Raw genomic sequence first — 20,864 nt, forward strand, 5'->3', positions numbered from 1 at the left:
CTAGCGCTGGACGCCGTGCGGGCGGCGCACTGCCGGTGCCACAGGCGCCGCAGTGCGGGCACGTTACACGACGCGCGCTACACTGAATCTGTCCCGCTCGTCGCGGCAGACGGGCCCGGAGCCCGCGAATCGACTGAAGCGGCAAGCCGCCTGTGATGTTCGCCTCCGGCAACCAGGCAATCCGAACCAGCGGTCCAGGTTCGCAGACACCCGGCGCCAACGCGGCCATCGCTTTCTTTCGAAGAACCCGCGGCACGACGAGCGTGCCGCTCCAGCACCAGCATTCATGAGCAATTCGAGCTACGACGCACAAGCCGTGCGCAGCTGGCTGCAAGGCCTGCAATCGCATATCGCGGACACGCTCGGCGCCTTCGACGGCGCCGCGTTCGCTACCGACGCGTGGCAGCGCACGCCCGGCGAGAAGCTGCGCGGCGGCGGCGTCACGCGGATTCTCGAAGGCGGCCAGTTCTTCGAGCGCGCGGGCATCGGCTTCTCGGACGTCGCGGGCGACGCGCTACCGGGCTCGGCAAGCGCCGCGCGGCCGCAACTGGCCGGGCGCGGCTTCGAGGCGATGGGCGTGTCGCTCGTGCTGCATCCGCACAATCCGCACTGCCCGACCGTGCACATGAACGTGCGCCTGCTGATCGCGACGAGGGAAGGCGAAGAACCGGTGTTCTGGTTCGGCGGCGGCATGGACCTGACGCCCTACTACGGCTACGAAGAGGACGCCCGGCAGTTCCATCAGGTGTGTCGCGACGCGCTCGCGCCGTACGGCGCGGACCTGTACCCGCGCTTCAAGCGCTGGTGCGACGAGTACTTCTTCCTGAAGCACCGCAACGAGCCGCGCGGCATTGGCGGGATTTTCTTCGACGATTTCTCGGCGCCGGGCTTCGAGCAATCGTTCGCGATGCTCAAAAGCGTCGGCGAAGGCTTTCTCGAGGCGTACCTGCCGATCATCGAGCGGCGCCGCGACACGCCGTACGGCGAAGCCGAGCGCGCGTTCCAGGCCTACCGGCGCGGCCGCTACGTCGAGTTCAATCTGGTCTTCGACCGTGGCACACTGTTTGGGCTGCAGAGCGGCGGACGCACCGAATCGATCCTGATGTCGATGCCGCCCGTGGCGAACTGGCGCTACGACTGGCACCCCGAGCCGGGCACGCCGGAAGCGCGTTTGTACAGCGATTTCCTCGTGCCGCGCGAGTGGGTGTGACGCGCCACCTGTCTCGCTTACGGTCACGACAAAGGACCCTCACCTGAAACCAAACGCTCACCCTGTCGCCCTGCCTCGCCGGATCGGTCTGCTGGGCGGCACTTTCGACCCGATCCACGACGGCCACCTCGCGCTGGCGCGGCGGTTCGCCGACGTGCTGCGGCTGACCGAACTGGTGCTGCTGCCGGCCGGCCAGCCGTGGCAGAAAGCCGACGTGTCGCCCGCCGAACATCGGCTCGCGATGACGCGCGCGGCGGCCGCGTCGCTCGCGATCCCCGGCGTGACGGTACGCGTCGCGACCGACGAAATCGAGCACGATGGCGCGACCTACACGGTCGAGACGCTGCAATGCTGGCGCGAGCGCGAAGGCGACGACGCATCGATCACGCTGCTGATCGGCGCGGATCAACTGGTGCATCTCGACACATGGCGCGACTGGCGGCGCCTGTTCGAGCTCGCGCATATCGGCGCGGCCACGCGGCCCGGCTTCGACCTCGCGTCGGTCGCCCCCGCGGTCGCCAAGGAAATCGCCGCGCGCCGTGCGCGCGCCGACGTGCTGCAGGCCACACCCTGCGGCCATCTGCTGATCGACACGACGCTCGCGTTCAACGTATCGGCCACCGACATTCGCGCGCATCTGCGCGAGCAGGTCAACCAGCGGCTCGCCCACGCGGGTGCGGGCGGCACAAGCCAGGATCGGGCCGCGAGTCACGTCCCCGCCGCGGTGTGGGACTATATTCTTCAACATCATCTGTACCACCGGTAACTCCATGGATATTCGCAAACTGCAACGCGTAATCGTCGACTCTCTCGAAGACGTCAAGGCGCAAGACATCAAAGTGTTCAACACCAGCCACCTGACCTCGCTGTTCGATCGCGTGATCGTCGCGAGCGGCACGTCGAACCGGCAAACCAAGGCGCTCGCGTCGAGCGTGCGCGAAGGCGTGAAGGAAGCCGGCGGCGAGATCATCAGCACCGAGGGCGAGGATATCGGCGAATGGGTGCTGGTCGATTGCGGCGACGCGATCGTGCACATCCTGCAGCCGGCGCTGCGCCAGTACTACAACCTCGAGGAAATCTGGGGCGACAAGCCGGTGCGCATCAAGCTGTCGACGCCGAATCCGTTCGGCGGCGCGCGCGCAAGCGAGCCCGACGACGAGGAAGACGAGGAAGCGCCGGCCGCGAAGCCCGCGCGCAAGACCACGGCGCGCCGCAAGTAAGCGGGCCGTGTCGGGCACAGCGCTACTGTCCTCGCGATGAAACTGCATATCCTCGCCGTCGGCCACAAGATGCCGGACTGGATCGCGACCGGCTTCGACGAATACGCGAAACGCATGCCGCCGGAGTTGCGCATCGAACTGCGCGAGATCAAACCGGAGCAGCGCTCGTCGGGCCGTTCGGCCGAAAGCGTGATGGCCGCCGAACGGCAGAAGATCGAAGCCGCGTTGCCGAAGACCGCACGCATCGTCGCGCTCGACGAACGCGGCAAGGACTGGACCACGATGCAGCTCGCGGGCGCGTTGCCGGGCTGGCAGCAAGACGGCCGCGACGTGGCCTTTCTGATCGGCGGCGCGGACGGGCTCGATCCCGAGCTGAAGGCACGCGCCGATATGATGCTGCGCGTGTCGAGCCTCACGCTGCCGCACGCGATGGTGCGCGTGCTGCTGGCCGAACAGCTTTATCGGGCGTGGACCATCACGCAAAATCATCCGTATCATCGCGCGTAGGTGCTGGAGCCTCGCGCGGCGACGCCTGGCAACGATTCGTTGCTGCTGACGCGTCGCGGGCGCTCAGCTCCATACGCTTGAGCGTATTGCCGCCGCTTCGTGCGATGATGCGCCCGACGCGCCGTGCATCGATGCCGCTAGTGGATGCAGCGCATCGATTGGATCACCGGGTCAACCTCGCCCGCTCACTCTTCCACGCCCACCCGCGTTCACCACCCCGCGCCATCCGTTTCCCGCTTCATCGAGACCCGTACATGCCCACGCCCTCCGCTTCGCTGCATCCGTTCGTCTACCTCGCCTCGCAAAGTCCGCGCCGCCAGGAGCTGCTGCAACAGCTCGGCGTGCGTTTCGAATTGCTGCTGCCGCGCCCCGATGAAGACGCCGAAGCGCTCGAAGCCGAACGGCCCGGCGAACACGCGCGCGACTACGTGCAGCGCGTGTGCATCGCGAAGGCGCAAGCGGCCCGCGCGCGGCTCCTCGACGGCGGTCACGTGGTGCGGCCGATACTCGTCGCCGACACCACCGTCACGATCGACGACGCGATTCTCGGCAAGCCCATCGATGCCGGCGATGCGGTCGCCATGCTCACACGTCTCGCGGGCCGCTCGCACGAAGTGCTGACCGCGCTCGCCGTGATCGATGCCAACGGCGCGCTGCTGCCCGCGGCGTTGTCGGTCTCGAAGGTGCGTTTTGCTGCAGTGCACGCAGACGCGTTGCGTCGCTACGCGGCGAGCGGTGAGCCGCTCGGCAAGGCGGGGGCGTATGGCGTGCAGGGACGCGCGGCGGAGTTTATCGAGCATATAGACGGGTCCTATTCGGGTATTATGGGTTTGCCGCTTTTTGAAACCGCTGCCCTCCTGCGTGCAGCGCGCATCGACTTCTAGAACAACACCATGAATGAAGAAATCCTGATCAATGTCACGCCGCAGGAAACGCGCGTCGCGCTCGTTCAACAGGGCGCCGTCCAGGAACTTCATGTCGAACGAACGCTGTCGCGCGGCCGCGTCGGCAATGTCTATCTCGGCAAGGTCGTGCGCGTGCTGCCCGGCATGCAATCGGCGTTCATCGACATCGGCCTCGAACGCGCCGCGTTTCTTCATGTCGCCGACATCTGGCATCCGCGCATCGCCGGCGAAGCGCAACATCAAACACCGCATCAGCCGATCGAAAAGATCGTCTTCGAAGGTCAGACGCTGATGGTGCAGGTCGTCAAGGACCCGATCGGCACCAAGGGCGCGCGGCTGTCCACGCAAGTGAGCATCGCCGGGCGCACGCTCGTGTATCTGCCGCAGGAGCCGCACATCGGCATCTCGCAGAAAATCGAAAGCGAAGCCGAGCGCGAGGCCGTGCGTGCGCGTCTGACCGCCGTGCTGCCCGCCGACGAGAAAGGCGGCTACATCGTGCGCACGATCGCCGAGGATGCGACGAGCGAAGAGCTCGCAGCCGACGTCGCGTATCTGCGCAAGACGTGGGCGACGATTCTGTCGCAGGGGCAGCGCATGCCGCCCACCAGCCTGCTCTACCAGGATCTGAATCTCGCGCAGCGCGTGCTGCGTGATTTCGTCAACGATGAAACGTCGCGCATCCAGGTCGATTCGCGCGAGACGCATCAGATGCTCGCCGATTTCGCGGCCGAGTTCACACCGGCGGTATCGTCGAAGCTGCACCACTACACCGGCGAGCGGCCGCTGTTCGATCTGTACAACATCGAGGCCGAGATTCAGCGCGCGCTATCGCGTCGCGTGGATCTGAAGTCGGGCGGCTACCTCGTGATCGACCAGACCGAGGCGATGACGACGATCGATGTGAACACCGGCGGCTACGTCGGCGCGCGCAACTTCGACGACACGATCTTCAAGACCAACCTCGAAGCCGCGCATACCATCGCGCGGCAACTGCGGCTAAGGAATCTTGGCGGCGTGATCATCATCGATTTCATCGATATGGAAAACGTCGAGCATCGCGACCAGGTGCTAGGCGAATTGAAGAAGGCGTTGTCGCGCGATCGCACGCGGGTGACCGTCAATGGTTTCTCGCAACTCGGGCTCGTCGAGATGACGCGCAAGCGTACGCGTGAGTCGCTCGCGCATGTGCTGTGCGAGCCTTGCCCGATTTGCCAGGGCAAGGGGCAAGTGAAGACTGCGCGCACGGTGTGCTATGACGTGTTGCGGGAGATTTTGCGCGAGTCGCGGCAGTTCAATCCGCGCGAGTTTCGCGTGGTCGCTTCGCAGCAGGTGATCGATCTGTTTCTCGAGGAAGAGTCGCAGCATCTGGCGATGCTGATCGATTTCATCGGCAAGCCGGTGTCGTTGCAGGTGGAGTCGAATTTGAGTCAGGAGCAGTACGACATTGTGTTGATGTAATCGCCAAATGCTGAACGAGGATCAACGGGCCGTTCCCGTGACCGTCAGAATTCGAACTCAGAAAAGAAAGGCCCGCACGGATCGCTCCGGCGAGCCCTTCCTGTACTGATGACGCTCTATCGACATTCGCCCAGTGATGTCCACCCATCGAGCAGAATCGCGCCAATAGCGATCAACGATAAAAGGGTCGCGGCAAGGACATAGGCGCTCCATGCGGCCATGGGCTGCCGGTTAGGTCTGCATTCGTTGCTCGTCATGCTGCGTGATGTTTCGGCCGCGCGGCGTCGCAGCGTTGATCAATTGTGGCACGCACGATCGGATTGGCAAGCAGCTGGCGGGAATTAAGCACGCCATAACGGGCGCGAAGCGCTTTTTCAACCGCCTGACAGTCTGCATAGTTGCCGCTGTCGGCAAGGCTATACGCAATGCGTCTTACGGCCTCGCGCCGAGCCGTCGCTAGCCGATCCCGATTCATGACGGTTTGCCTCTGACGTAACGGTGTCGCTTATATCATAGGGCGCACAGCGACGCGCTGCCGCCATGCCTCGCCGTGTCTCGTTCAATCCAGATCGAACAGCGCCCGGTCAGCGGGCCGGGATAGCGCATCGTCCATCATCTGCCTGAATTCAGCCTCAGCCCACTCGCCGCGATCCACGCGCCGCAGAACCGCTTCGCCGACGAGCTGCACCTTGCGCTCGCGGTCCGCCTTCGTCTGCTTGTGCGCCTGGCGGCGCGCTTTGTCAGCGACCTTGCGGGTCTGCTTCAGTTCGTCGAGCTTCCTGTCGGTCGCGGTAATGCGGCTTTTCAGCAGAGACATCGCTTACTCCTTCGTATCGGTCAATGTGTGATGGCATCGAAGCGGTTTTGGACCCGGCCGGCGGCGCGCTTGATCTTTAGAAGCGGGATTTCCCCGGTTCGAAGCAGCGCCTCCCTCTCGCGACGCGAGGGAGGTCAATCAATCTCCTGAACCCCGTGGCACACCGCGACGACTTCCGCACCGACGGACGGCTCCAGTACGAACAGGATGGACTTTTTTGCAGCAATGGCTGCATCGATCGTCTGCGCCTTCTCGTCCGTCATCGCTGCGCGATAGTCGTGCTGGCTGTTTGCCCAATTTGCATAGGTGCGAATCTCGTCGGACGCGAACGCATGCGACGTCGAAATGAGCAGGCGCGACACCACGTTCTGCTGGCAGAAATCGTTGACGCGTACGGCCGAGACTCCGGAGAACAACAGTTTCGGCACAGCGCCGTCCGCGCATTCGAAGCTGAGCAGCACGGTGGAATCCGTGCGCGAATATGCGCAGCCGACCAGCTCGGCGTCGTGATAGCTATGTCTGGTTTTCATGAGTGGCAAAGGTAGGAAAGGGTGTGATTGCTTGCAGGATGGTCGGCTACCGGCGTTCACGGTAGCGGCGAAAACCGCACACCGGGCCCACGAATGGGAAAGGGGCCGCCCGCGTCCTCCCAGTTGTGGGCATGCGGGATGCCTTGCCCGTGGTCGTGGTCGAAATCAAATCAACGACTGGAAAACCGTCTTGCCCGTACATCCGCATTTGGCCACTGCCGGGGTTCGTGTACCAGCTGCCGGCCGCGCCCTTGTTAGGCGTCAGGTTGCCCGCAAGATCGAAGGAATCACCGGACACAGCGTCGTCGCCGTACTCGAACGGATGCGCACCGCTGAACGGCGTCGATGTACCCGCGGCCGATTCAGCGAACCCCTCGGCCACACCGTCACCTTCGCCCATGTCCGCGTTGCCGCCGACAAGTGCACCGGCCACGGCCTCGACTACCCCAAGCAGGGCGCCGCCGCTGCTACTGCCGCCCATCGCAGCGCGCGCGGCGACCAGTCGCGATTCCCACGTGGCCGGATCGTACGGGCCTGACAGGACCGGCTCGCCGTTGAATGAGGTGATGCCGGGCGGGAACAGATTGGGTGAGCGGCTCCAGTAGGTTCCACCTCCACCCCCTGATGACGGCCAGCGCAGCGGTGCAGGGGTGGGGCTGTACACACGCCCCAGCGCGGAACGCCGGTCACGGTGGACCACCGGGACGAGCCGCCCATCTTTCACCGCCTGCCTGAGAACGCGCTCGATACTTGCGTTGTCGGTCGGCAGGTTCCAGTGCGAGAGACCCAGCGCATCCCTGACATAGATCTGGATTTCGCGTAGAGCCTGACCGCCCGTGATCGTCCGCAGGTCCAGGCGTGGCCGGAAATACCTGTCGAAATCCCGCCGGTCCTGTTCAAGCTGCCTGCGCGCGTCTTCTTCGTCCCGCCTGTCGTCCCTCATGAACGACGACCAGCCTCGCGAGCGGCTGCTATCTCGATCCCAAAACAGGCTGCTGCGCCGTTCTCGCTCCATGCTGTGATACTGGCTGGCGGCATGCAGCGTGCACTGCCAGCTGCACTCCAGCGGAATTTCTAGCGAGTTCCAGGGCATACGATGGTCTCTATCCGTGTGACGGCGTAAACCTAGCAGATGATTGCCGCGCTGGGTTTTTGGGATATGGCCTGGGTGGGGCCTAACGAGCCGTATATCTCAGTCGGCACGCGTTAACCGGTGGGGGTTGACGAAATAACCTCATGAGGTTATTTCACGTGGTCGCGAGGGGGAAATCACGACTACTGCGTTTGGGGAGTTTGTCCGTAGCTTGCGGCACCAGCACTCGGAGCTGCTCAAGGACATGGCGGAAAAGCTGCTGGTTACATCGGCGTTCCTGTCGGCCGTGGAAACTGGCAAGAAGAGCGTTCCGGCCGAATGGGGCACAAAACTGTCTTTGATGTACGCCCTTCCGAAGAAAGAAGCATTGAAGCTTCGGAAAGCGATCGACGAATCGCAACGAAGCGTCACGATCGACCTGGACGGACAGTCGGCAGACCGGCGTGGCGTTGCCGTGGCGCTTGCTCGCCGCTTCAATGAACTGTCCGACGAAGAGCTTTCGCAGTTGAAACAGAACATGTTCTTGTTCAAGCCGAAGGGAGATAAATGATGCATGCCTTCCGCGCTTTGCCGATGAAGCGCGCCGAAATCAGGGTGGTTGCCCACAATCTTCGGCGGTCGTTGGGCCTGGAAGGCAGGTTATGGTTCCCTGTGCTTCAACTGGTCGAACATGCGTTTCCGCGCCTGGATAAGAAATACCGCTTCGAAGTGGCGGAATATGATGAGCTTGGCGACTCGCATGGGCTAACCGAACGGGATGGCGATTCAGTCTGCATCAAGATCCGCGAGGACATTTACGACCGGGCATATGCAGATGAAGGCCGGGATCGCGGGACAGTTGCGCACGAAGCGGGGCACTACCTGTTGCACGCTCGATCGCCCGCCTTGCACAGTCATTTCGGAGGCGAACTCAAGTCGTATGAAGATCCGGAATGGCAGGCCAAAGCGTTTCAGGGAGAACTGCTGGTCCCGAAACACCTTGTAGTCGGCATGAGCGCGGTCGACGTTGCCCGCGAGTGTGGGGTGTCGTACGACGCTGCGGAGTATCAACTCAAGCTGTACGCTGCGGGAAAATAAAAAGCGCATTGAAGAGCGCCAATCCAGAAACGTCGCGAAATACTTCGCGAGATCCGCCACCTGTTCGGCGTGCTGCGCAACCGGCATCAGTTCGCCCTCGAGTTTCGACAGTTCGAGATCGTTAATCCGCGTGCGGCTGCACAGGTTGTCGATCTGCGCCTGCCTGAGCGGGTCGTCGTCGTCGAACCGCGCCTCGGCCTGCTGGTCGAGCGTGCGCCGCCAGAGGTTGCGCAGACTCAGACCGGCGAAGTAGCGCCCATGGGACGCTTTGACGGTCACGCCCTCGGCGGCCAGTCGCGCAATCTGCTCAACGGTCGCGATCGGGCCGAACTGCGTGAGCCAGTGGGCCGTGACCTCGAAGTCCGGCTCGGCTGCTGTTGCTTTAAAGCGCCGTCCCGAGATCACGTCGATGCATTCATCAAAGCAGGACTCTCGGCTGGTGGCAAATCCCAGGGAGAGCCTAGCTTGAGGCCTCACTATCACCGCGACTATTACGCGGCATTTCTGGTCGACCCGGCTGGCAATCGCGTCGAGGCCGTCTGTCATACCTCAAGCCCTAACCTCTAAGCCGCCACGTCACACCCCGTCTGCTCCAACACAGCCTGCGCCCTCTGGTGCAGATTGCGGCCAGCCAACGACGCATCCGGCGACCTGGCCCACGTGCCCAACGCGGCCAACATCGGCGTGCGGGTCGGGTCCGCGTGCGCCTTCGCGAACATCGCGCCGACGCGTGATGCGTTCCTGCCCCTCCGTTGCAGGTCGCGGTACGCGACTTGCTGGCCGAACCGGAGCGGACCGGCGACGCTACACGCCGCGCGGCAGCGCTGCCTCGATGAACACCGCGCACAACGCTTCCATGCCCTTCGCGTCCTCCTCGTCGAAGCGCGCGACGACCGGGCTATCGACATCCCACACGCCAATCAGCGTGCCGTCGGGCGCGACGAGCGGCACGACGATTTCCGATTGCGACGCCGAATCGCATGCGATATGGCCGGGAAACTCGTGCACGTCGCGCACGACCTGGGTCTGACGGGTTTGCGCGGCCGTACCGCAGACGCCCTTGCCCAGCGCAATGCGCACGCACGCGGGCTTGCCCTGGAACGGGCCGACCACCAGTTCGCGGCCGTCGTGAAAGTAAAAGCCGGCCCAGTTCAGATCGCTCAACGAATGAAAGACGAACGACGAGAAATTCGCGGCGTTGGCGATCCAGTCCGTTTCGCCGGCCAGCAGCGCGCGCGCCTGCGCGACCAGTTCTTCATATTGCGCGGCTTTGGGCAGATGCGAGGTGGAGGAAACTTCGAACATGACGGCGTCCGTGATCAGAGCGGGATGGCAAGCGGTAAGGGGTGAAGTGTAAAGCAAGCGCAATCCCCGCGCGCGGGTGTCGAACGCTGTGACACGCGCCGCGCGTCTACGCTCGCCGTCCCCGTCGGTTCTCGACTCTCCGTCCTTGGTTTCTCCCTTCCGGCAGTCGGCGCAATGACAGGCCACAAGCTTTTTTCGTATGTGGCTCTCACGCTGACCGCCTCGGCAAGCGTGTGCGCGGCACAAACACCACCACACGCTACGATTAATGATTTCATCGGCAATTGGGTCGTGACCGATGTAGTTGACTATGCCGATATTTCTGGTGGCATCCCCGAAGCAAAACGGATTCTCGGCATGACGATGACAATTACGCCGCAATCCATGAGCTTCGACAGTGAAACCTGCAAGCCCAACACAGGTTTTACCGTCAAGCGAATTGACACGCTTTCGGCGTTGAAGAAACAGTTCGACCTTCGCGTGAATGAAACCGGGTTGCCCGCTACAACCGTTGTCGTAGATAGCGACAATTGTTTTGCGATCTTCCGGATGGACGCTCACAGGATTGTTTTTGGATGGGACGGGATCATCGTTCGCGCCATCCGCGATCAGTGAGAGCTCGTTGAGTACCCGTCCCAGAGGCCCGGGCCTTTTACTGATCGACCCCAATGATCACGCTCGACGCCTTGAAAACCGCCGTCGCCGCCTTGCCGCTCGCGAGGCCGAGGCGCTCGACGCTGTCGTTCGTGATGATCGCCGCGATCTGCGCGCTGCCGGCACTGATCGTCACTTCCGAATTGACGGCGCCCTTCGTCACCGCCGCGACGGTCCCTTCGATGCAGTTGCGCGCCGACACCTGCTGCCTCGCGACATCGACCATTACGATCACCGACGATGCCTTCACGAGCGCAAACGCCTGCTTGCCGGTCGCCAGCCCGAGCGACTTCGCGCTGCCGTGCGTGATGATCGCGACGACCTCGAGACCGTCCGGCGTGCGCAGCGTGACTTCGTCGTTGACTGCACCGTGCCTGACGTCGGTGACTTCGCCGCTGAACTGATTGCGTGCGCTGGTTTTCATGGCGGACTCCCTGGCGATTGTCGCGCGTGGCGACGCGCGGGTGGGCGGATAAAGCGAGTGTAATCGAAGCCGCGCGCGTCCCCGCCCAACATCCGATGCGCCGTGCGCATCGCCGACACCGTATCATCTTGGCCGTGCACCTCATACGCCGAATCTTTATGCCCGTCGCCGTTCTCTCCCGCCGTGCCTGCCGCGCCGTCGTGCTGTGCGTCGCCGTCGCGACGCTCGCCGCGTGCAGCACGCCAACGCCGCCGCGCGGCACGCACGCGTTCGTCGACAACGTCACGCTGTTTTCGCTCGCCCATTACGACCAGAACGTCGATCACTGGCTCGATCCGAACAGCCCCGACTACGATCGGCCGTTTCTCAGCGCCGCCGAGCAGCGCGCACATTTCGACGCGCTGTTCGCGCGCTACTTCGGCACGGGCGAGAACGCGCCGTCGCCGTGGAATCCCGCCTGGGTGACGACACGCGTGTTTCGCGAGCAGGGCGAGGACATTGCGGCACTGCAACAGCGCCGCATCGACAGATTCGACAACACCGGCAAGCGCGGCGGCGTGATCGGTTACGGCGAAAACTTCCGGCCGCACGACAAGGCGTGGATCGACGCGATCGCGCGCAACATCAACGTCGCGCAGTTCACGCAAACACCGGTCTATCAGCCCGAGCGGCGCGCGATCGCGACCGGCAACCTGATGGTGCGCGAGTTGCCTACCACCGATCCGTCGTTCTACGACCATCGCCTGGCCGGCGAGGGTTATCCGTTCGACAACCTGCAGATCTCGGCGGTGCGACCCGGCACGCCGCTCTATGTGCTCGGTAGCAGCGTCGACGGCGCGTGGCATTACGTGCAGACGCCCGACGTGCAGGGCTGGGTGCGCAGCGACGGCGTCGCGTTCGCCGACGATGGTTTCATCGATCAATGGCGCGCGGCGGCCGGGAAGTCGCTAGGGGCGGTGATCGTCGCGTCGGCGGCGGTCAACGACAGCCACGGCGTGTTCCGCTTCGCTGCCCCGGCCGGGACGATGCTGCCGCTGGTGGCGGGTGCCTCGGCATCGCCAGCCGCGACCAGCACCAATGCAGGCACACTCCAGCTCCTCGTTCCCGCGCGCGACGTCGACGGCCGCGCGCTGATCCGCACCGCGTCGCTCGACGCCACGCAGATCACGCCGATGCCGCTCGCCGCGACGCCGCGCCATCTCGCGATGCTGTTGAAGGCGCTGATCGGCCGGCCGTACGGCTGGGGCAATAGCGGGCTCTACAACGACTGTTCGTCGGAACTGCAAAGCATCTTCGCCGCGTTCGGCGTGTGGCTGCCGCGCCATTCGTCGACGCAGATGAGCGCCGGCCGCATGGTCGATCTGTCGGAGTCGACACCCGCCGAACGGCTCGACTATCTGGCGCGGCATGGCGTGCCGCTGCGCACGCTGATCTACATCGGCGGCCACGTGATGCTGTACCTCGGCAACACGACGCGCAACGGCGCCACGGTCCCCGTCGTCTATCAGGACGTGTGGGGCCTGCGCCCGGCCGACAACAGCCGGCGCGCGGTCATCGGCGGCTCGGTGATCCTGCCGCTCGACGAGCGCATCCCCGAGGACGCGACGCTGCAGTCGCTCGCCGCGACGCCCACGTTCCAGATCAGCATCCTCGGCGCGCCGGTGGGCAGCACGGCGCCGTCGTCCGCGCCGCCGGCGGACGAGGACAATCCGGCGGGATAAATGGCGGGCCGCCCTCCCCCGCGCCTGAAAATATTTTTTTCGGAGTGTCGATCCGACGGTGACCAACTCGTCGTAACGTTGAAGACCCAGCTCATGCAGCCGATCTTTCCCCTGAGGAACCGTTACTTCAAGGAGTCACCGTCATGTCCAGCGCCGCAGCCAAACCGATCCCGGACGGGATGCACTCGCTCACGCCGTACCTGATCTGCAAGAACGCCGCCGAAGCGATCGCGTTCTACACGAAAGCCTTCAACGCCGTCGAACAGATCCGTCTGCCGGGCCCCGACGGCAAGGTGATGCACGCGACCCTGAAAATCGGGGACTCCATGCTGATGCTGACCGACGAATGGCCCGAGCACCAAAGCTTCGGCCCGAACACGCTGAAGGGCACGCCGGTCACGATTCACCACTACGTACCGGACGTCGACGCGAGTTTCAAACAGGCGGTCGACGCGGGCGCGACCGTCACGATGCCCGTCACCGACATGTTCTGGGGCGACCGCTACGGCCAGGTCAAGGACCCGTTCGGCCACAACTGGTCGCTCGCGACGCACAAGCGCGACCTGAGCGCCGAGGAAATCCAGCAGGCGATGGCCGCGATGGACTGTTCGTCCCAAGAGAAGAAGTGAGCGGCCGATGGGCGTCGGGCAATCGCACGCCCACGCCCACCGACACCAATCCCGAAGGAGCAACGTCATGCAGAAAATCGCGCCGTGCCTGTGGTTCGACGGCAACGCGGAAGAAGCCGTGGAGTTCTACACGTCGGTGTTTTCGGCGTCGCGCATCGCCACCACGCTGCACGCCACGGACGCCGGCCCAGGACCGGCGGGCAAGGTCGTCGCCGTCACCTTCGAAATCGAAGGCCAGGAGTTCATGGCGCTGAACGGTGGCCCGCAATACAAATTCACGCCGGCCATCTCGCTGTTCGTGCACTGCGACTCGCAGGAGGAAATCGATCGCTACTGGTCGAAGCTGCTCGACGGCGGCGGCGAGCCGTGGGCATGCGGCTGGCTGCGGGACCGCTTCGGCGTGTCGTGGCAGATCGCGCCCAACGTGCTGCTGCAGATGCTGCGCGACCCGGATCGCGCCAAGGCAAGCCGCGTGATGGCGCAGATGATGAAGATGGTCAAGCTCGATATCGCGCCGCTCGAACAGGCGTATCGCGGCGAATAGGACGGCGGCCAGCGGGCGCCCCCCTCGCCCGCGCGATCTTTTGATAGGATCGGTCTCGACCCCAACACGGCGAGACAACCACGGTGCGCGTCAACCATCAGGCCTTCTTCTGCTCGCTGTTCATCGCGCGTCTCGCCGATCAGATCCTGCTCTTTCTGGTGCCGCTCGTGGTGTTTCAAACGACGCGCCAGGTCTCGTGGTCGGGGCTCGCGTTTTTCATCGAAACGCTGCCGCGCTACCTCGTGTTCCCGTTCTTCGGCGCGCTCTGCGATCGCTTTCCACCGCTGCGCCTGATGCGGCTGAGCCAGGCGGTGCGTGCGCTCGCATGCTTCGGCGGTATCGCCGCGTATGCGCTGTTCGGCGGCATCGGCTGGCTGATCGCGCTGTCGGCCGCGTGCGGCGTGCTGACGAGCCAAGGGCTCGTCGCGCGCGAGGTGATGCTGCCGCAGATCTTCAGCACGCAGCAGATCCAGAAGGTGCTCGCGTATTCGCAACTGGCCGATCAGCTCGGCTTCGTGCTTGGGCCGATGCTCGCCGCGTTGCTGCTCGGTGTGTGGCATTGGGAATCGGTGGTCGCCGCGACCGGCGTGCTGTTTCTGTGCGCCGACGCCGCACTGTTCGTCTGGCAGCGACTGAGCGGCTTTCGCGCGCCTTCGCCTGTGTCCGCCCGATCGCTCACGCCCGCCGCCCACTGGACCACGCCGCTGCGCATCGCGCTCGATCACGTGTGGACGCTGCCGGGCCTGAAGAAGGTCATCATGTTCGCGGCCGCGGAGAACCTCGTCATCGGTGTCACGCTTGCGACGTCGGCGGCGATGGTGACGGGTTTGCATGCGCAATCGAGCCGCTACTACGCCGGTCTGCAAACGGCCGGCGCGCTCGCCACGGTGCTGGTGCTGCTGACGGTTGCGCGCGCCGGATGGCCGGCGCGCGTGCTCGGTCTCGTCGCATTCGTGACGATCTGCGCGGGCGGCGTGATCGCAGGCGCGAGCGCGTCGCCGTGGGGCTATGCGCTCGGCTTCCTGCTGATCGTCGGCTTCGACAAGATGTTCAACGTCTACATCCGCAGCGCGCGTTTGCAGATCATCCCGCCCGAGGACTACGGCAAGACCATCGGCGTCGCGATTCTGCTGAACAACCTGACGCAGCCGCTCGCCGGCCTGCTCGTCGGCGTGTTCTCGGCGAGCACCCAAACCGGCCCACTGATCGTCGCGCTGTCGCTGACGATGGGCGGCATCGGCGCGGCGGTATCGATCGGCTCGGCGCTGCAGCGCCGCAAGCGCGCGTGGGCGCTCGAAGACTAACGGCGCTTCGACGCGCGACGACACGCTCGAAGTTACCCACAGTTTTTGTTGGCAAATCTGTGCATAACTTCCCGGAAAAATCCGCAAGCCTTTGATACGCCTGTCGTTTTTTCGTCTGCATCGAAGGTGCGGCAGCGCACGGAGTTTTACCGGGGTTCATGAGTGGCCGGCTGTGCGCAGACCGTCGTCAGCGCCGTGCGCATGCGAAGAGTTTCATCAGATTTACACGCTCGTCAGCTAAACCCGGCACGCTGTAATTCGTGACAAAAATGCCACGTTCTATTGCAGCGCAATTAGCCGCATTTCTGCTTAAGAATTCACGAAAATTAACGATCCATACATAGCCTAAATTTTTTGTATCGATGACAATGGATCTGCATGCCCTGACGCAATCTGGGCCTACGCTTCCGCTTAGGATAAGGTATTGAGTCAATTCGCTGTGAACTCGATCCGAATATCCGCCGCAAATCATTATTAACAGATATAAATCGTTAAATCCCGATCTGCTAAATTCAATTTAAATCACATTTGTCAAATGCGTCCGGAGTACCGCATCTTTAACCAAATGCTTCGGCGAGCGCAGCAATTACGGCGCGAAACCGGCGCCGTGCCCGCGGACGTCGGCCCCGCGCTACGCGAAGACGCGGATGCTGCCGGCGTGTCGCAGGGACGGCGGCGCGCGCTGAAAACGCTCTGGGGGCTTGCGATCGCCGCGCCCGCGGGCTGGCTCGCGAGCCGCTTGCCGTGGCAGATGTGGACCGCCGAATTCCACACCGCGACTGGCGAACTGGACGACGTGCTGCTGGCGGACGGCACTCATATCACGCTGGGCAGCGCGAGCGCGATCAACGCCGCGTTCGAGGCGAAGGTTCGGCGCGTCGATCTGCTCGGAGGGGAAATCATGGTGCGGCCCGTGAGCGATGTTGGCGGCGCACCGGGCGCCCGAACGACTCATGCGCCTTTGCTCGTGCAGACGGCCGAAGGCGTCGTCGAAGCGCGCGGCACGCAGTTCAGCGTGAGGCAAGGGGATGGTTTCACACGCGTGGCCGCGTTTCGCGGCGACGCGCTGGTGAGGCCGGCATCAGGCGCGGCGCTGGTGCTGACGCAAGGCCAACGGTGCACGCTGACACGCTTCGGCGTCGCGGCGCCGCAAGCGCTCGACCCGCGCGAGGCGATGTGGACGCGTGGCCTGCTCTACGCGAACAACATGCGTATCGCGGATCTCGTCGACGAACTCGCGCGCTATCACGCCGGCGTATTGCGCTATGCCGCCGACGTCGCCGATCTGCGCGTGTCGGGCATCTATCAGCTCACCGATACCGACGCGACGCTCGCGCTGCTGCAGCGGACCTACCCGATCCGCTTGCGCTCGATCACGCCTTACTGGACCGTCGTCGAAGCGCTCGACAGCGCGAGAATCTGACGCTCAGGCCGCGACGGCCTGCGGCAACGCGAACCCTTGCTCGCCCTGCTCGCCGCCCAGCGCATCGAGCAGATCGCGCAGCATGCGGTCGAGCTCGGCCGTCATCAGCGCGACGTCGGAATCGAAGCGCTCGTCGTCGTTCTGCGCGGTCGGGTCGCTCGCTTCCTTGAGCACGTCGAGCGGCGCGACGCGCTTGATCGTCAGCGACGGCGTCAGCACGAACGACACGCGATCGTTCCACGTCATCGCAAGCCGCATGCATTGCTTGCCCGCCTCGATGTGGCGGCGCATGTCTTCGGCGTCCAGCGCATGCCCGACATAGCGCACCGTCGCGTTGCCCTCGGCGGGCGAACGCAGCTCGGTGTCCTGATCGAGCGTGAAACCCGCCGGCGCGTCGCCGTCGAGCAGCCAGCCGGTCATCGCCGCGACCGGCGACTGCGCGACGCGCACCGTCATCAGCGGCAACTGGTCGATTGACTTCACGAGCAGGCCGCGCACATCGTCGGCGACCGCCTGCGACGCCGCGTCGATCACGAGCCAGCCATTCGTGCAATCGATCCACACGCGCGTATCGCGGCGGATGCTGAACGCGCGCGGCCGCAGCTCGTCGGTGACCTGCTCCTTCAGATCGCGCATCTGCTTGCGGCCCGGCTTGAAGCCCTGCTGCTCCTCGAGCTCGGCCGCGCGCTCGCGCGTGACCTGGGTGACGACCGACGCGGGCAGCAGCTTCTTCTCGGCACGGAACGTCAGCAGCATCTGACCGTTCATTGCGTAGACCAGCGAGTCGCCGTCGCGCGGGGGCGCCCAGCCTTGGGCCTGCATCTCGATGCTCTGGCCGGGCGCGAACGCGTACGGCGCGAGCCACTTCTGCATCTGTTCAGGGTTAACGGACCACGGCGCGGGCAGACGGTGCAGCTGAAGGTTTTTGAACCACATGAGCGAAGTCGGATTTAGGCAAAGCGCAATATTTTATCCGAGGAGAACCAGCCGGAGCGTTCTGGCGGACGCAATCTCGCAGACCGCCTATTTTCAAAAATAAACCGTAAATCCTTCCAACTGCAGGCTGATTATCAAACCTCGCCGATGTCAGCCGAATGCGCTTCATCAACTTACTTCGCAAGAGCGCCTCCATGGTCGAAGCCGTCATGGTTTGGCCGTAGCCGGCCGCCCGCGCGTTTTGGCGGCAAATCACCTAGACTTTTGGACAGGACAGACCCAGACGGAGGCGGTCATGGCCGACCAAACCGCAAGCTGGCAGACGGTGCAATACGAGGGCTTCGAGATACACGTGTCACCTGTCGCGAAGGATCCGCCCGACCCGGCGCATGCCACCGATGCGGCCGCGAAAAACAGCCGCTACACGTATCTAGGCTACGTCTGCCATCCGGGCGCCAACCCCCAGCTTCCCGGCCATGCGGTGCCGTTTCACGCGGACGGCGAGGAGAGCTTCGCGAGCCTGGCCGACGCGCTCTCCGAAGCGGTGCACGTGGGACGCAGCATCGTCGACGGCACGCATCCGGATCTGACGGTGCTGCCGCTCGTAACGCGCGGCGTTTGACACACGCAGCGCGTCAAGCAGCCGTTTTCGGCTCGACGCCCGTCAGCCCAACGCGCGCTTGATGCGCGACTTCAGCAGCGCACGGCGCAGCCGGCCGGTGCGCTCGGGCTCGCTGACCGCGAGCGCGCCGTCGATGGCGGTGCCGCGGCGCAGGTAATAGCGGTCGAAGGTCGCCTGCGTCATCCCCCACTTGTTGAGGAACTGGCGACGCCCGTCGTTCTTCACGATCTTGCCGGTGCTCTTCTGCTGGAAGTGATAGACGAGACTGTCGCCGACGCCGACGAACACGCGGCAGCCCGCGTCCCACAGCTTCATCGAGAAATCGTTGTCGCTGCTCATGCCGGGGCTCAGTTCGCTGCTGTAGCCGCCCACCTTGAACCACCAGTCCCGATGCACGAGCGTCGGCGGCCACGTCGCGCCGCGCCAGTCGGCGCGCACGAGACCGGCCGCGGCGGCGACCAGCTCGTCGGCGCGAAACGCCTGCGCGTCGCGGCCGAAGTCGCGCACGACCACGCATGGATTGCCCGAATCGACCGGCTCGATCATCGTGCCCGACAACATGAACAGGTTGTCGGCCGGCATCTGCGCGAGACGCTTGACGAGCGCGTCGTCCCAGCCGGGGCAGCAGTACATGTCGTCGTTCATGTAGACGATGTAGTCCTGCGTCGCGCGCGCCGCCGCGATATTGACCGCATGACAGATGCCGATATTGCCGGGCGACGCCGTGTGCTCGATGCCCTCGTCGCGCACCCACGCGAGCGTGCCGTCCGAACCGTCGTTCACGTGCACGATGAGCTGGTGCGGATACGTCGAATGACGGCGCAGGCTTTTGATCACGAGGCGCAGATAAGGCAGGTTGTTCCAGGTCGGGATGATGATTGAGAACATCGAGTCGGTCCGTTGAGCTGGGCGCGGGGCGCGGCATGCGCCGCGCCCCGGCCATGAATGTCGCGCGATTGTACCGCCCCCGCCTGCTCGCACGACAGACGCCGCCCCGCCCGCCTCACCCGCATGCCGCGGACCAGCGGAACCTCCCCGCGTTCGGCAGCAAGCATTTCGCAAGGAAGCGCATGGTTATAATCCGGATCGCTCTACCGTCTTGAGAAACTCAAATGGTCCGGCACCCCCTGCAATTTCACCACCGGAACGGTAGTGTTTTCATCGATAACGTAGACCTATGATTTTTGCTTCCAGTCTGGTCTGGCTCACGTCGGCTCTGCTGTTTCTCGCGCCCGCCGTCAATCTGATGTGGCGCGGCGGCACCGGCTACTGCTTTTTCGCGCTCGTCGCGCTCGCGCTCGGCGCGGCCATCGTCAACCGGCGCATGCCGGGCTATTTCTCCGCGTTGCGGACCTACCGCTGGTTCACGATCGGCATGCTCGCGTTCGTCGTCGGGATCGGCGCGCAGCAGTTGGTGCTCGGCTACTGGCTGCCACGCGAGTTCGACAATGCGTCGCGTTTCGTGCTCGCGCTTCTGGTGTTCCTGCTGCTGCGGCAATTGCCGTCGCGCAATCTGCGCTTGATCGGCTGGGGCTGCGCGGCCGGCGCGCTCGCGGTCGGCGCATGGGCGTTCATCGATCAGCCGCCCGGCGGCTGGACCGACGCGAACCGCCTGAACAACTCGTACACGAACGCGATTCCGTTCGGCGATACCGCGCTGCTGCTCGGGTTCCTGTCGGTGTTCACGCTTGGCTGGGACAATCCGCGCGACTGGCGCGTGCTGGTGCCGCGCGTGCTCGCGCTGGTGTCGGGCGGCTATGCATCGTTTCTGTCGGGCTCGCGCGGCGGCTGGGTCGCCGTGCCGGTGTTCGTCGTGCTGCTCGGCATGCAGTACCACTGGTTCACGCACAAGAAGCGCCTGCTGATCGCGACGCTCGTCATCGTGATCGGGGCGGGCGGTCTGTTGTCGACCGAACGGGTTCAGAAGCGCTTTGCCGAGGTGCCGAACGACGTGTCGATGATGCGCAAGGGCGAGGACGACACGGCCACCGGCCTGCGCCTGCAACTGTGGAACGCGTCGCGGATGATGTTCGAGCGGCATCCGGTGTGGGGCGTCGGCAAAGGCCATCTGGTCGACGAGCTCGGCGTGATGGCGAAGCGCGGCGAAGTGAAGGCCGAGATCGTCAACGAGCGCGCGCATAGCGACTTTTTCTCGACGCTCGCCGAGATGGGCGCGGTCGGCGTGATCTGCCTGTTGCTGTTCTACTACGGGATCACGATGTATTTCTGGCGACACCGGCATGCGACCGATCCGGCGATTCGCGCCGCGTCGTACGCGGGTCTCGCGGTCGCGGCGAGCACGGTGATCTTCGGGCTCACTATCGACGTGCTGGTGCCGATGATGGTGGCGGTGCTGCTCGCCTCGCTGGTGGCGACGCTGCTGGCGGTGATCGATGCACGCAAGCGCGAGTTGCGAAGCGAAGCGCGGACCACGCCGGCGCCAGCCGCGCTCGTGCGCGAGACGCAGCCGCGCGATTGATTTTGA

At 64.3% G+C, this 20,864-nt stretch carries 23 protein-coding genes and 1 pseudogene; 17 read left to right on the forward strand and 7 right to left on the reverse strand.

All coding sequences use genetic code 11. The annotated features are described in order from the left end of the window. Positions 1-286: 286 nt before the first annotated feature. The 6 genes from hemF to rng all read left to right on the forward strand — a co-directional run bounded on the left by hemF (position 287) and on the right by rng (position 5,300). Positions 287-1,210: an oxygen-dependent coproporphyrinogen oxidase gene (hemF, locus tag F6X37_RS08665; protein WP_187610990.1), complete on the forward strand. Its 924-nt coding sequence runs from the start codon at positions 287-289 to the stop codon at positions 1,208-1,210. Positions 1,211-1,253: 43 nt separating this feature from the next. Beyond that, positions 1,254-1,976: a nicotinate-nucleotide adenylyltransferase gene (locus F6X37_RS08670; RefSeq protein ID WP_221307877.1), complete on the forward strand. Its 723-nt coding sequence runs from the start codon at positions 1,254-1,256 to the stop codon at positions 1,974-1,976. A gap of 4 nt (positions 1,977-1,980) precedes the next feature. Continuing rightward, positions 1,981-2,430 carry a ribosome silencing factor gene (gene rsfS / locus F6X37_RS08675; protein ID WP_187610991.1) on the forward strand — a complete coding sequence of 150 codons (450 nt, stop codon included), beginning with the start codon at positions 1,981-1,983 and terminating at the stop codon, positions 2,428-2,430. Between the two features lie 36 nt (positions 2,431-2,466). Continuing rightward, positions 2,467-2,937, forward strand: coding sequence for a 23S rRNA (pseudouridine(1915)-N(3))-methyltransferase RlmH (gene rlmH / locus F6X37_RS08680; protein WP_187610992.1), 471 nt, complete (start codon positions 2,467-2,469; stop codon positions 2,935-2,937). A 254-nt stretch (positions 2,938-3,191) separates the two neighbouring features. Next, positions 3,192-3,821: a Maf family protein gene (locus tag F6X37_RS08685; RefSeq protein WP_187610993.1), complete on the forward strand. Its 630-nt coding sequence runs from the start codon at positions 3,192-3,194 to the stop codon at positions 3,819-3,821. Positions 3,822-3,830: 9 nt separating this feature from the next. Beyond that, the gene (gene rng / locus F6X37_RS08690) at positions 3,831-5,300 is read left to right on the forward strand and encodes a ribonuclease G (protein ID WP_184059381.1); all 1,470 of its coding nucleotides are present in this window, start codon (positions 3,831-3,833) and stop codon (positions 5,298-5,300) included. A 559-nt stretch (positions 5,301-5,859) separates the two neighbouring features. On the opposite strand, the gene F6X37_RS08695 is transcribed toward rng, so the two are convergent. The 3 genes from F6X37_RS08695 to F6X37_RS08705 all read right to left on the reverse strand — a co-directional run bounded on the left by F6X37_RS08695 (position 5,860) and on the right by F6X37_RS08705 (position 7,740). Next, positions 5,860-6,117, reverse strand: a complete 258-nt coding sequence (locus F6X37_RS08695; protein WP_187610994.1) for a hypothetical protein — start codon at positions 6,115-6,117, stop codon at positions 5,860-5,862. A gap of 134 nt (positions 6,118-6,251) precedes the next feature. Continuing rightward, a complete protein-coding gene (locus F6X37_RS08700; protein WP_316251948.1) occupies positions 6,252-6,578 on the reverse strand; it encodes a hypothetical protein in 327 nt (108 codons plus the stop codon). A 115-nt stretch (positions 6,579-6,693) separates the two neighbouring features. Next, the gene (locus F6X37_RS08705; protein ID WP_262419839.1) at positions 6,694-7,740 is read right to left on the reverse strand and encodes a hypothetical protein; all 1,047 of its coding nucleotides are present in this window, start codon (positions 7,738-7,740) and stop codon (positions 6,694-6,696) included. Positions 7,741-7,984: 244 nt separating this feature from the next. Here F6X37_RS08705 and F6X37_RS08710 point away from each other — a divergent pair, with 244 nt between their 5' ends. The 3 genes and pseudogenes from F6X37_RS08710 to F6X37_RS36735 all read left to right on the forward strand — a co-directional run. Next, positions 7,985-8,290: an XRE family transcriptional regulator gene (locus F6X37_RS08710; protein ID WP_187610996.1), complete on the forward strand. Its 306-nt coding sequence runs from the start codon at positions 7,985-7,987 to the stop codon at positions 8,288-8,290. Positions 8,291-8,313: 23 nt separating this feature from the next. Then, entirely contained in the window at positions 8,314-8,817 is a 504-nt protein-coding gene (locus tag F6X37_RS08715) for an ImmA/IrrE family metallo-endopeptidase (RefSeq protein ID WP_410451213.1), read from the forward strand. A gap of 378 nt (positions 8,818-9,195) precedes the next feature. Then, positions 9,196-9,384: pseudogene (locus tag F6X37_RS36735) on the forward strand (VOC family protein); the annotation flags it as partial. Between the two features lie 237 nt (positions 9,385-9,621). On the opposite strand, the gene F6X37_RS08725 reads toward F6X37_RS36735, so the two are convergent. Then, positions 9,622-10,122, reverse strand: a complete 501-nt coding sequence (locus F6X37_RS08725) for a GAF domain-containing protein (protein ID WP_018419924.1) — start codon at positions 10,120-10,122, stop codon at positions 9,622-9,624. 174 nt (positions 10,123-10,296) lie between these two features. Here F6X37_RS08725 and F6X37_RS08730 point away from each other — a divergent pair, with 174 nt between their 5' ends. Continuing rightward, complete coding sequence (locus F6X37_RS08730; RefSeq protein WP_090803691.1) at positions 10,297-10,737, forward strand: hypothetical protein; 441 nt, start codon at positions 10,297-10,299, stop codon at positions 10,735-10,737. Positions 10,738-10,774: 37 nt separating this feature from the next. Here the strand turns inward: F6X37_RS08730 and F6X37_RS08735 are convergent, their stop codons facing one another. Further along, a complete protein-coding gene (locus F6X37_RS08735) occupies positions 10,775-11,200 on the reverse strand; it encodes a molybdopterin-binding protein (protein WP_187610999.1) in 426 nt (141 codons plus the stop codon). Between the two features lie 158 nt (positions 11,201-11,358). Between F6X37_RS08735 and F6X37_RS08740 the strand changes: the two genes are divergently transcribed. The 5 genes from F6X37_RS08740 (at position 11,359) to F6X37_RS08760 (ending at position 16,821) form a co-directional block, all read left to right on the forward strand. Beyond that, the gene (locus tag F6X37_RS08740) at positions 11,359-12,921 is read left to right on the forward strand and encodes an SH3 domain-containing C40 family peptidase (RefSeq protein WP_187611000.1); all 1,563 of its coding nucleotides are present in this window, start codon (positions 11,359-11,361) and stop codon (positions 12,919-12,921) included. A 143-nt stretch (positions 12,922-13,064) separates the two neighbouring features. After that, positions 13,065-13,550: a VOC family protein gene (locus tag F6X37_RS08745; protein ID WP_187611001.1), complete on the forward strand. Its 486-nt coding sequence runs from the start codon at positions 13,065-13,067 to the stop codon at positions 13,548-13,550. Between the two features lie 67 nt (positions 13,551-13,617). Next, positions 13,618-14,094, forward strand: coding sequence for a VOC family protein (locus F6X37_RS08750; protein WP_187611002.1), 477 nt, complete (start codon positions 13,618-13,620; stop codon positions 14,092-14,094). 83 nt (positions 14,095-14,177) lie between these two features. Further along, positions 14,178-15,398 (forward strand): MFS transporter, encoded by a 1,221-nt coding sequence (locus tag F6X37_RS08755; RefSeq protein ID WP_187611003.1) that lies wholly within the window; start codon positions 14,178-14,180, stop codon positions 15,396-15,398. A gap of 565 nt (positions 15,399-15,963) precedes the next feature. Beyond that, the gene (locus tag F6X37_RS08760) at positions 15,964-16,821 is read left to right on the forward strand and encodes a FecR family protein (protein WP_262419840.1); all 858 of its coding nucleotides are present in this window, start codon (positions 15,964-15,966) and stop codon (positions 16,819-16,821) included. A 3-nt stretch (positions 16,822-16,824) separates the two neighbouring features. Here the strand turns inward: F6X37_RS08760 and F6X37_RS08765 are convergent, their stop codons facing one another. Next, the gene (locus F6X37_RS08765; RefSeq protein WP_090803682.1) at positions 16,825-17,757 is read right to left on the reverse strand and encodes a recombination-associated protein RdgC; all 933 of its coding nucleotides are present in this window, start codon (positions 17,755-17,757) and stop codon (positions 16,825-16,827) included. 295 nt (positions 17,758-18,052) lie between these two features. Between F6X37_RS08765 and F6X37_RS08770 the strand changes: the two genes are divergently transcribed. Further along, positions 18,053-18,379 (forward strand): hypothetical protein, encoded by a 327-nt coding sequence (locus F6X37_RS08770; RefSeq protein WP_187611005.1) that lies wholly within the window; start codon positions 18,053-18,055, stop codon positions 18,377-18,379. A gap of 42 nt (positions 18,380-18,421) precedes the next feature. Here F6X37_RS08770 and F6X37_RS08775 read toward each other — a convergent pair whose 3' ends face one another. Further along, positions 18,422-19,267 carry a glycosyltransferase family 2 protein gene (locus F6X37_RS08775; RefSeq protein WP_187611006.1) on the reverse strand — a complete coding sequence of 282 codons (846 nt, stop codon included), beginning with the start codon at positions 19,265-19,267 and terminating at the stop codon, positions 18,422-18,424. A 289-nt stretch (positions 19,268-19,556) separates the two neighbouring features. Here F6X37_RS08775 and F6X37_RS08780 point away from each other — a divergent pair, with 289 nt between their 5' ends. Next, positions 19,557-20,858: an O-antigen ligase family protein gene (locus tag F6X37_RS08780; RefSeq protein ID WP_187611007.1), complete on the forward strand. Its 1,302-nt coding sequence runs from the start codon at positions 19,557-19,559 to the stop codon at positions 20,856-20,858. The last annotated feature ends 6 nt before the right edge of the window (positions 20,859-20,864 follow it).

Source organism: Paraburkholderia sp. 31.1 (genome assembly GCF_014397645.1).
GTDB lineage: Bacteria > Pseudomonadota > Gammaproteobacteria > Burkholderiales > Burkholderiaceae > Paraburkholderia > Paraburkholderia tuberum.

What these genes read in the sequence shown, in the direction of transcription:
- F6X37_RS08725 (WP_018419924.1), bottom strand. Translation starts at nt 10,122, where the DNA reads ATGTTCGAAGTTTCCTCCACCTCGCATCTGCCCAAAGCCGCGCAATAT.
- F6X37_RS08710 (WP_187610996.1), top strand. Translation starts at nt 7,985, where the DNA reads ATGGCGGAAAAGCTGCTGGTTACATCGGCGTTCCTGTCGGCCGTGGAA.
- rng (WP_184059381.1), top strand. Translation starts at nt 3,831, where the DNA reads ATGAATGAAGAAATCCTGATCAATGTCACGCCGCAGGAAACGCGCGTC.
- F6X37_RS08735 (WP_187610999.1), bottom strand. Translation starts at nt 11,200, where the DNA reads ATGAAAACCAGCGCACGCAATCAGTTCAGCGGCGAAGTCACCGACGTC.
- F6X37_RS08695 (WP_187610994.1), bottom strand. Translation starts at nt 6,117, where the DNA reads ATGTCTCTGCTGAAAAGCCGCATTACCGCGACCGACAGGAAGCTCGAC.
- F6X37_RS08780 (WP_187611007.1), top strand. Translation starts at nt 19,557, where the DNA reads ATGATTTTTGCTTCCAGTCTGGTCTGGCTCACGTCGGCTCTGCTGTTT.
- F6X37_RS08750 (WP_187611002.1), top strand. Translation starts at nt 13,618, where the DNA reads ATGCAGAAAATCGCGCCGTGCCTGTGGTTCGACGGCAACGCGGAAGAA.
- rlmH (WP_187610992.1), top strand. Translation starts at nt 2,467, where the DNA reads ATGAAACTGCATATCCTCGCCGTCGGCCACAAGATGCCGGACTGGATC.
- F6X37_RS08770 (WP_187611005.1), top strand. Translation starts at nt 18,053, where the DNA reads ATGGCCGACCAAACCGCAAGCTGGCAGACGGTGCAATACGAGGGCTTC.
- F6X37_RS08685 (WP_187610993.1), top strand. Translation starts at nt 3,192, where the DNA reads ATGCCCACGCCCTCCGCTTCGCTGCATCCGTTCGTCTACCTCGCCTCG.
- F6X37_RS08775 (WP_187611006.1), bottom strand. Translation starts at nt 19,267, where the DNA reads ATGTTCTCAATCATCATCCCGACCTGGAACAACCTGCCTTATCTGCGC.
- F6X37_RS08715 (WP_410451213.1), top strand. Translation starts at nt 8,314, where the DNA reads ATGAAGCGCGCCGAAATCAGGGTGGTTGCCCACAATCTTCGGCGGTCG.
- F6X37_RS08705 (WP_262419839.1), bottom strand. Translation starts at nt 7,740, where the DNA reads ATGCCCTGGAACTCGCTAGAAATTCCGCTGGAGTGCAGCTGGCAGTGC.
- F6X37_RS08740 (WP_187611000.1), top strand. Translation starts at nt 11,359, where the DNA reads ATGCCCGTCGCCGTTCTCTCCCGCCGTGCCTGCCGCGCCGTCGTGCTG.
- F6X37_RS08765 (WP_090803682.1), bottom strand. Translation starts at nt 17,757, where the DNA reads ATGTGGTTCAAAAACCTTCAGCTGCACCGTCTGCCCGCGCCGTGGTCC.
- F6X37_RS08745 (WP_187611001.1), top strand. Translation starts at nt 13,065, where the DNA reads ATGTCCAGCGCCGCAGCCAAACCGATCCCGGACGGGATGCACTCGCTC.
- F6X37_RS08730 (WP_090803691.1), top strand. Translation starts at nt 10,297, where the DNA reads ATGACAGGCCACAAGCTTTTTTCGTATGTGGCTCTCACGCTGACCGCC.
- rsfS (WP_187610991.1), top strand. Translation starts at nt 1,981, where the DNA reads ATGGATATTCGCAAACTGCAACGCGTAATCGTCGACTCTCTCGAAGAC.
- hemF (WP_187610990.1), top strand. Translation starts at nt 287, where the DNA reads ATGAGCAATTCGAGCTACGACGCACAAGCCGTGCGCAGCTGGCTGCAA.
- F6X37_RS08760 (WP_262419840.1), top strand. Translation starts at nt 15,964, where the DNA reads ATGCTTCGGCGAGCGCAGCAATTACGGCGCGAAACCGGCGCCGTGCCC.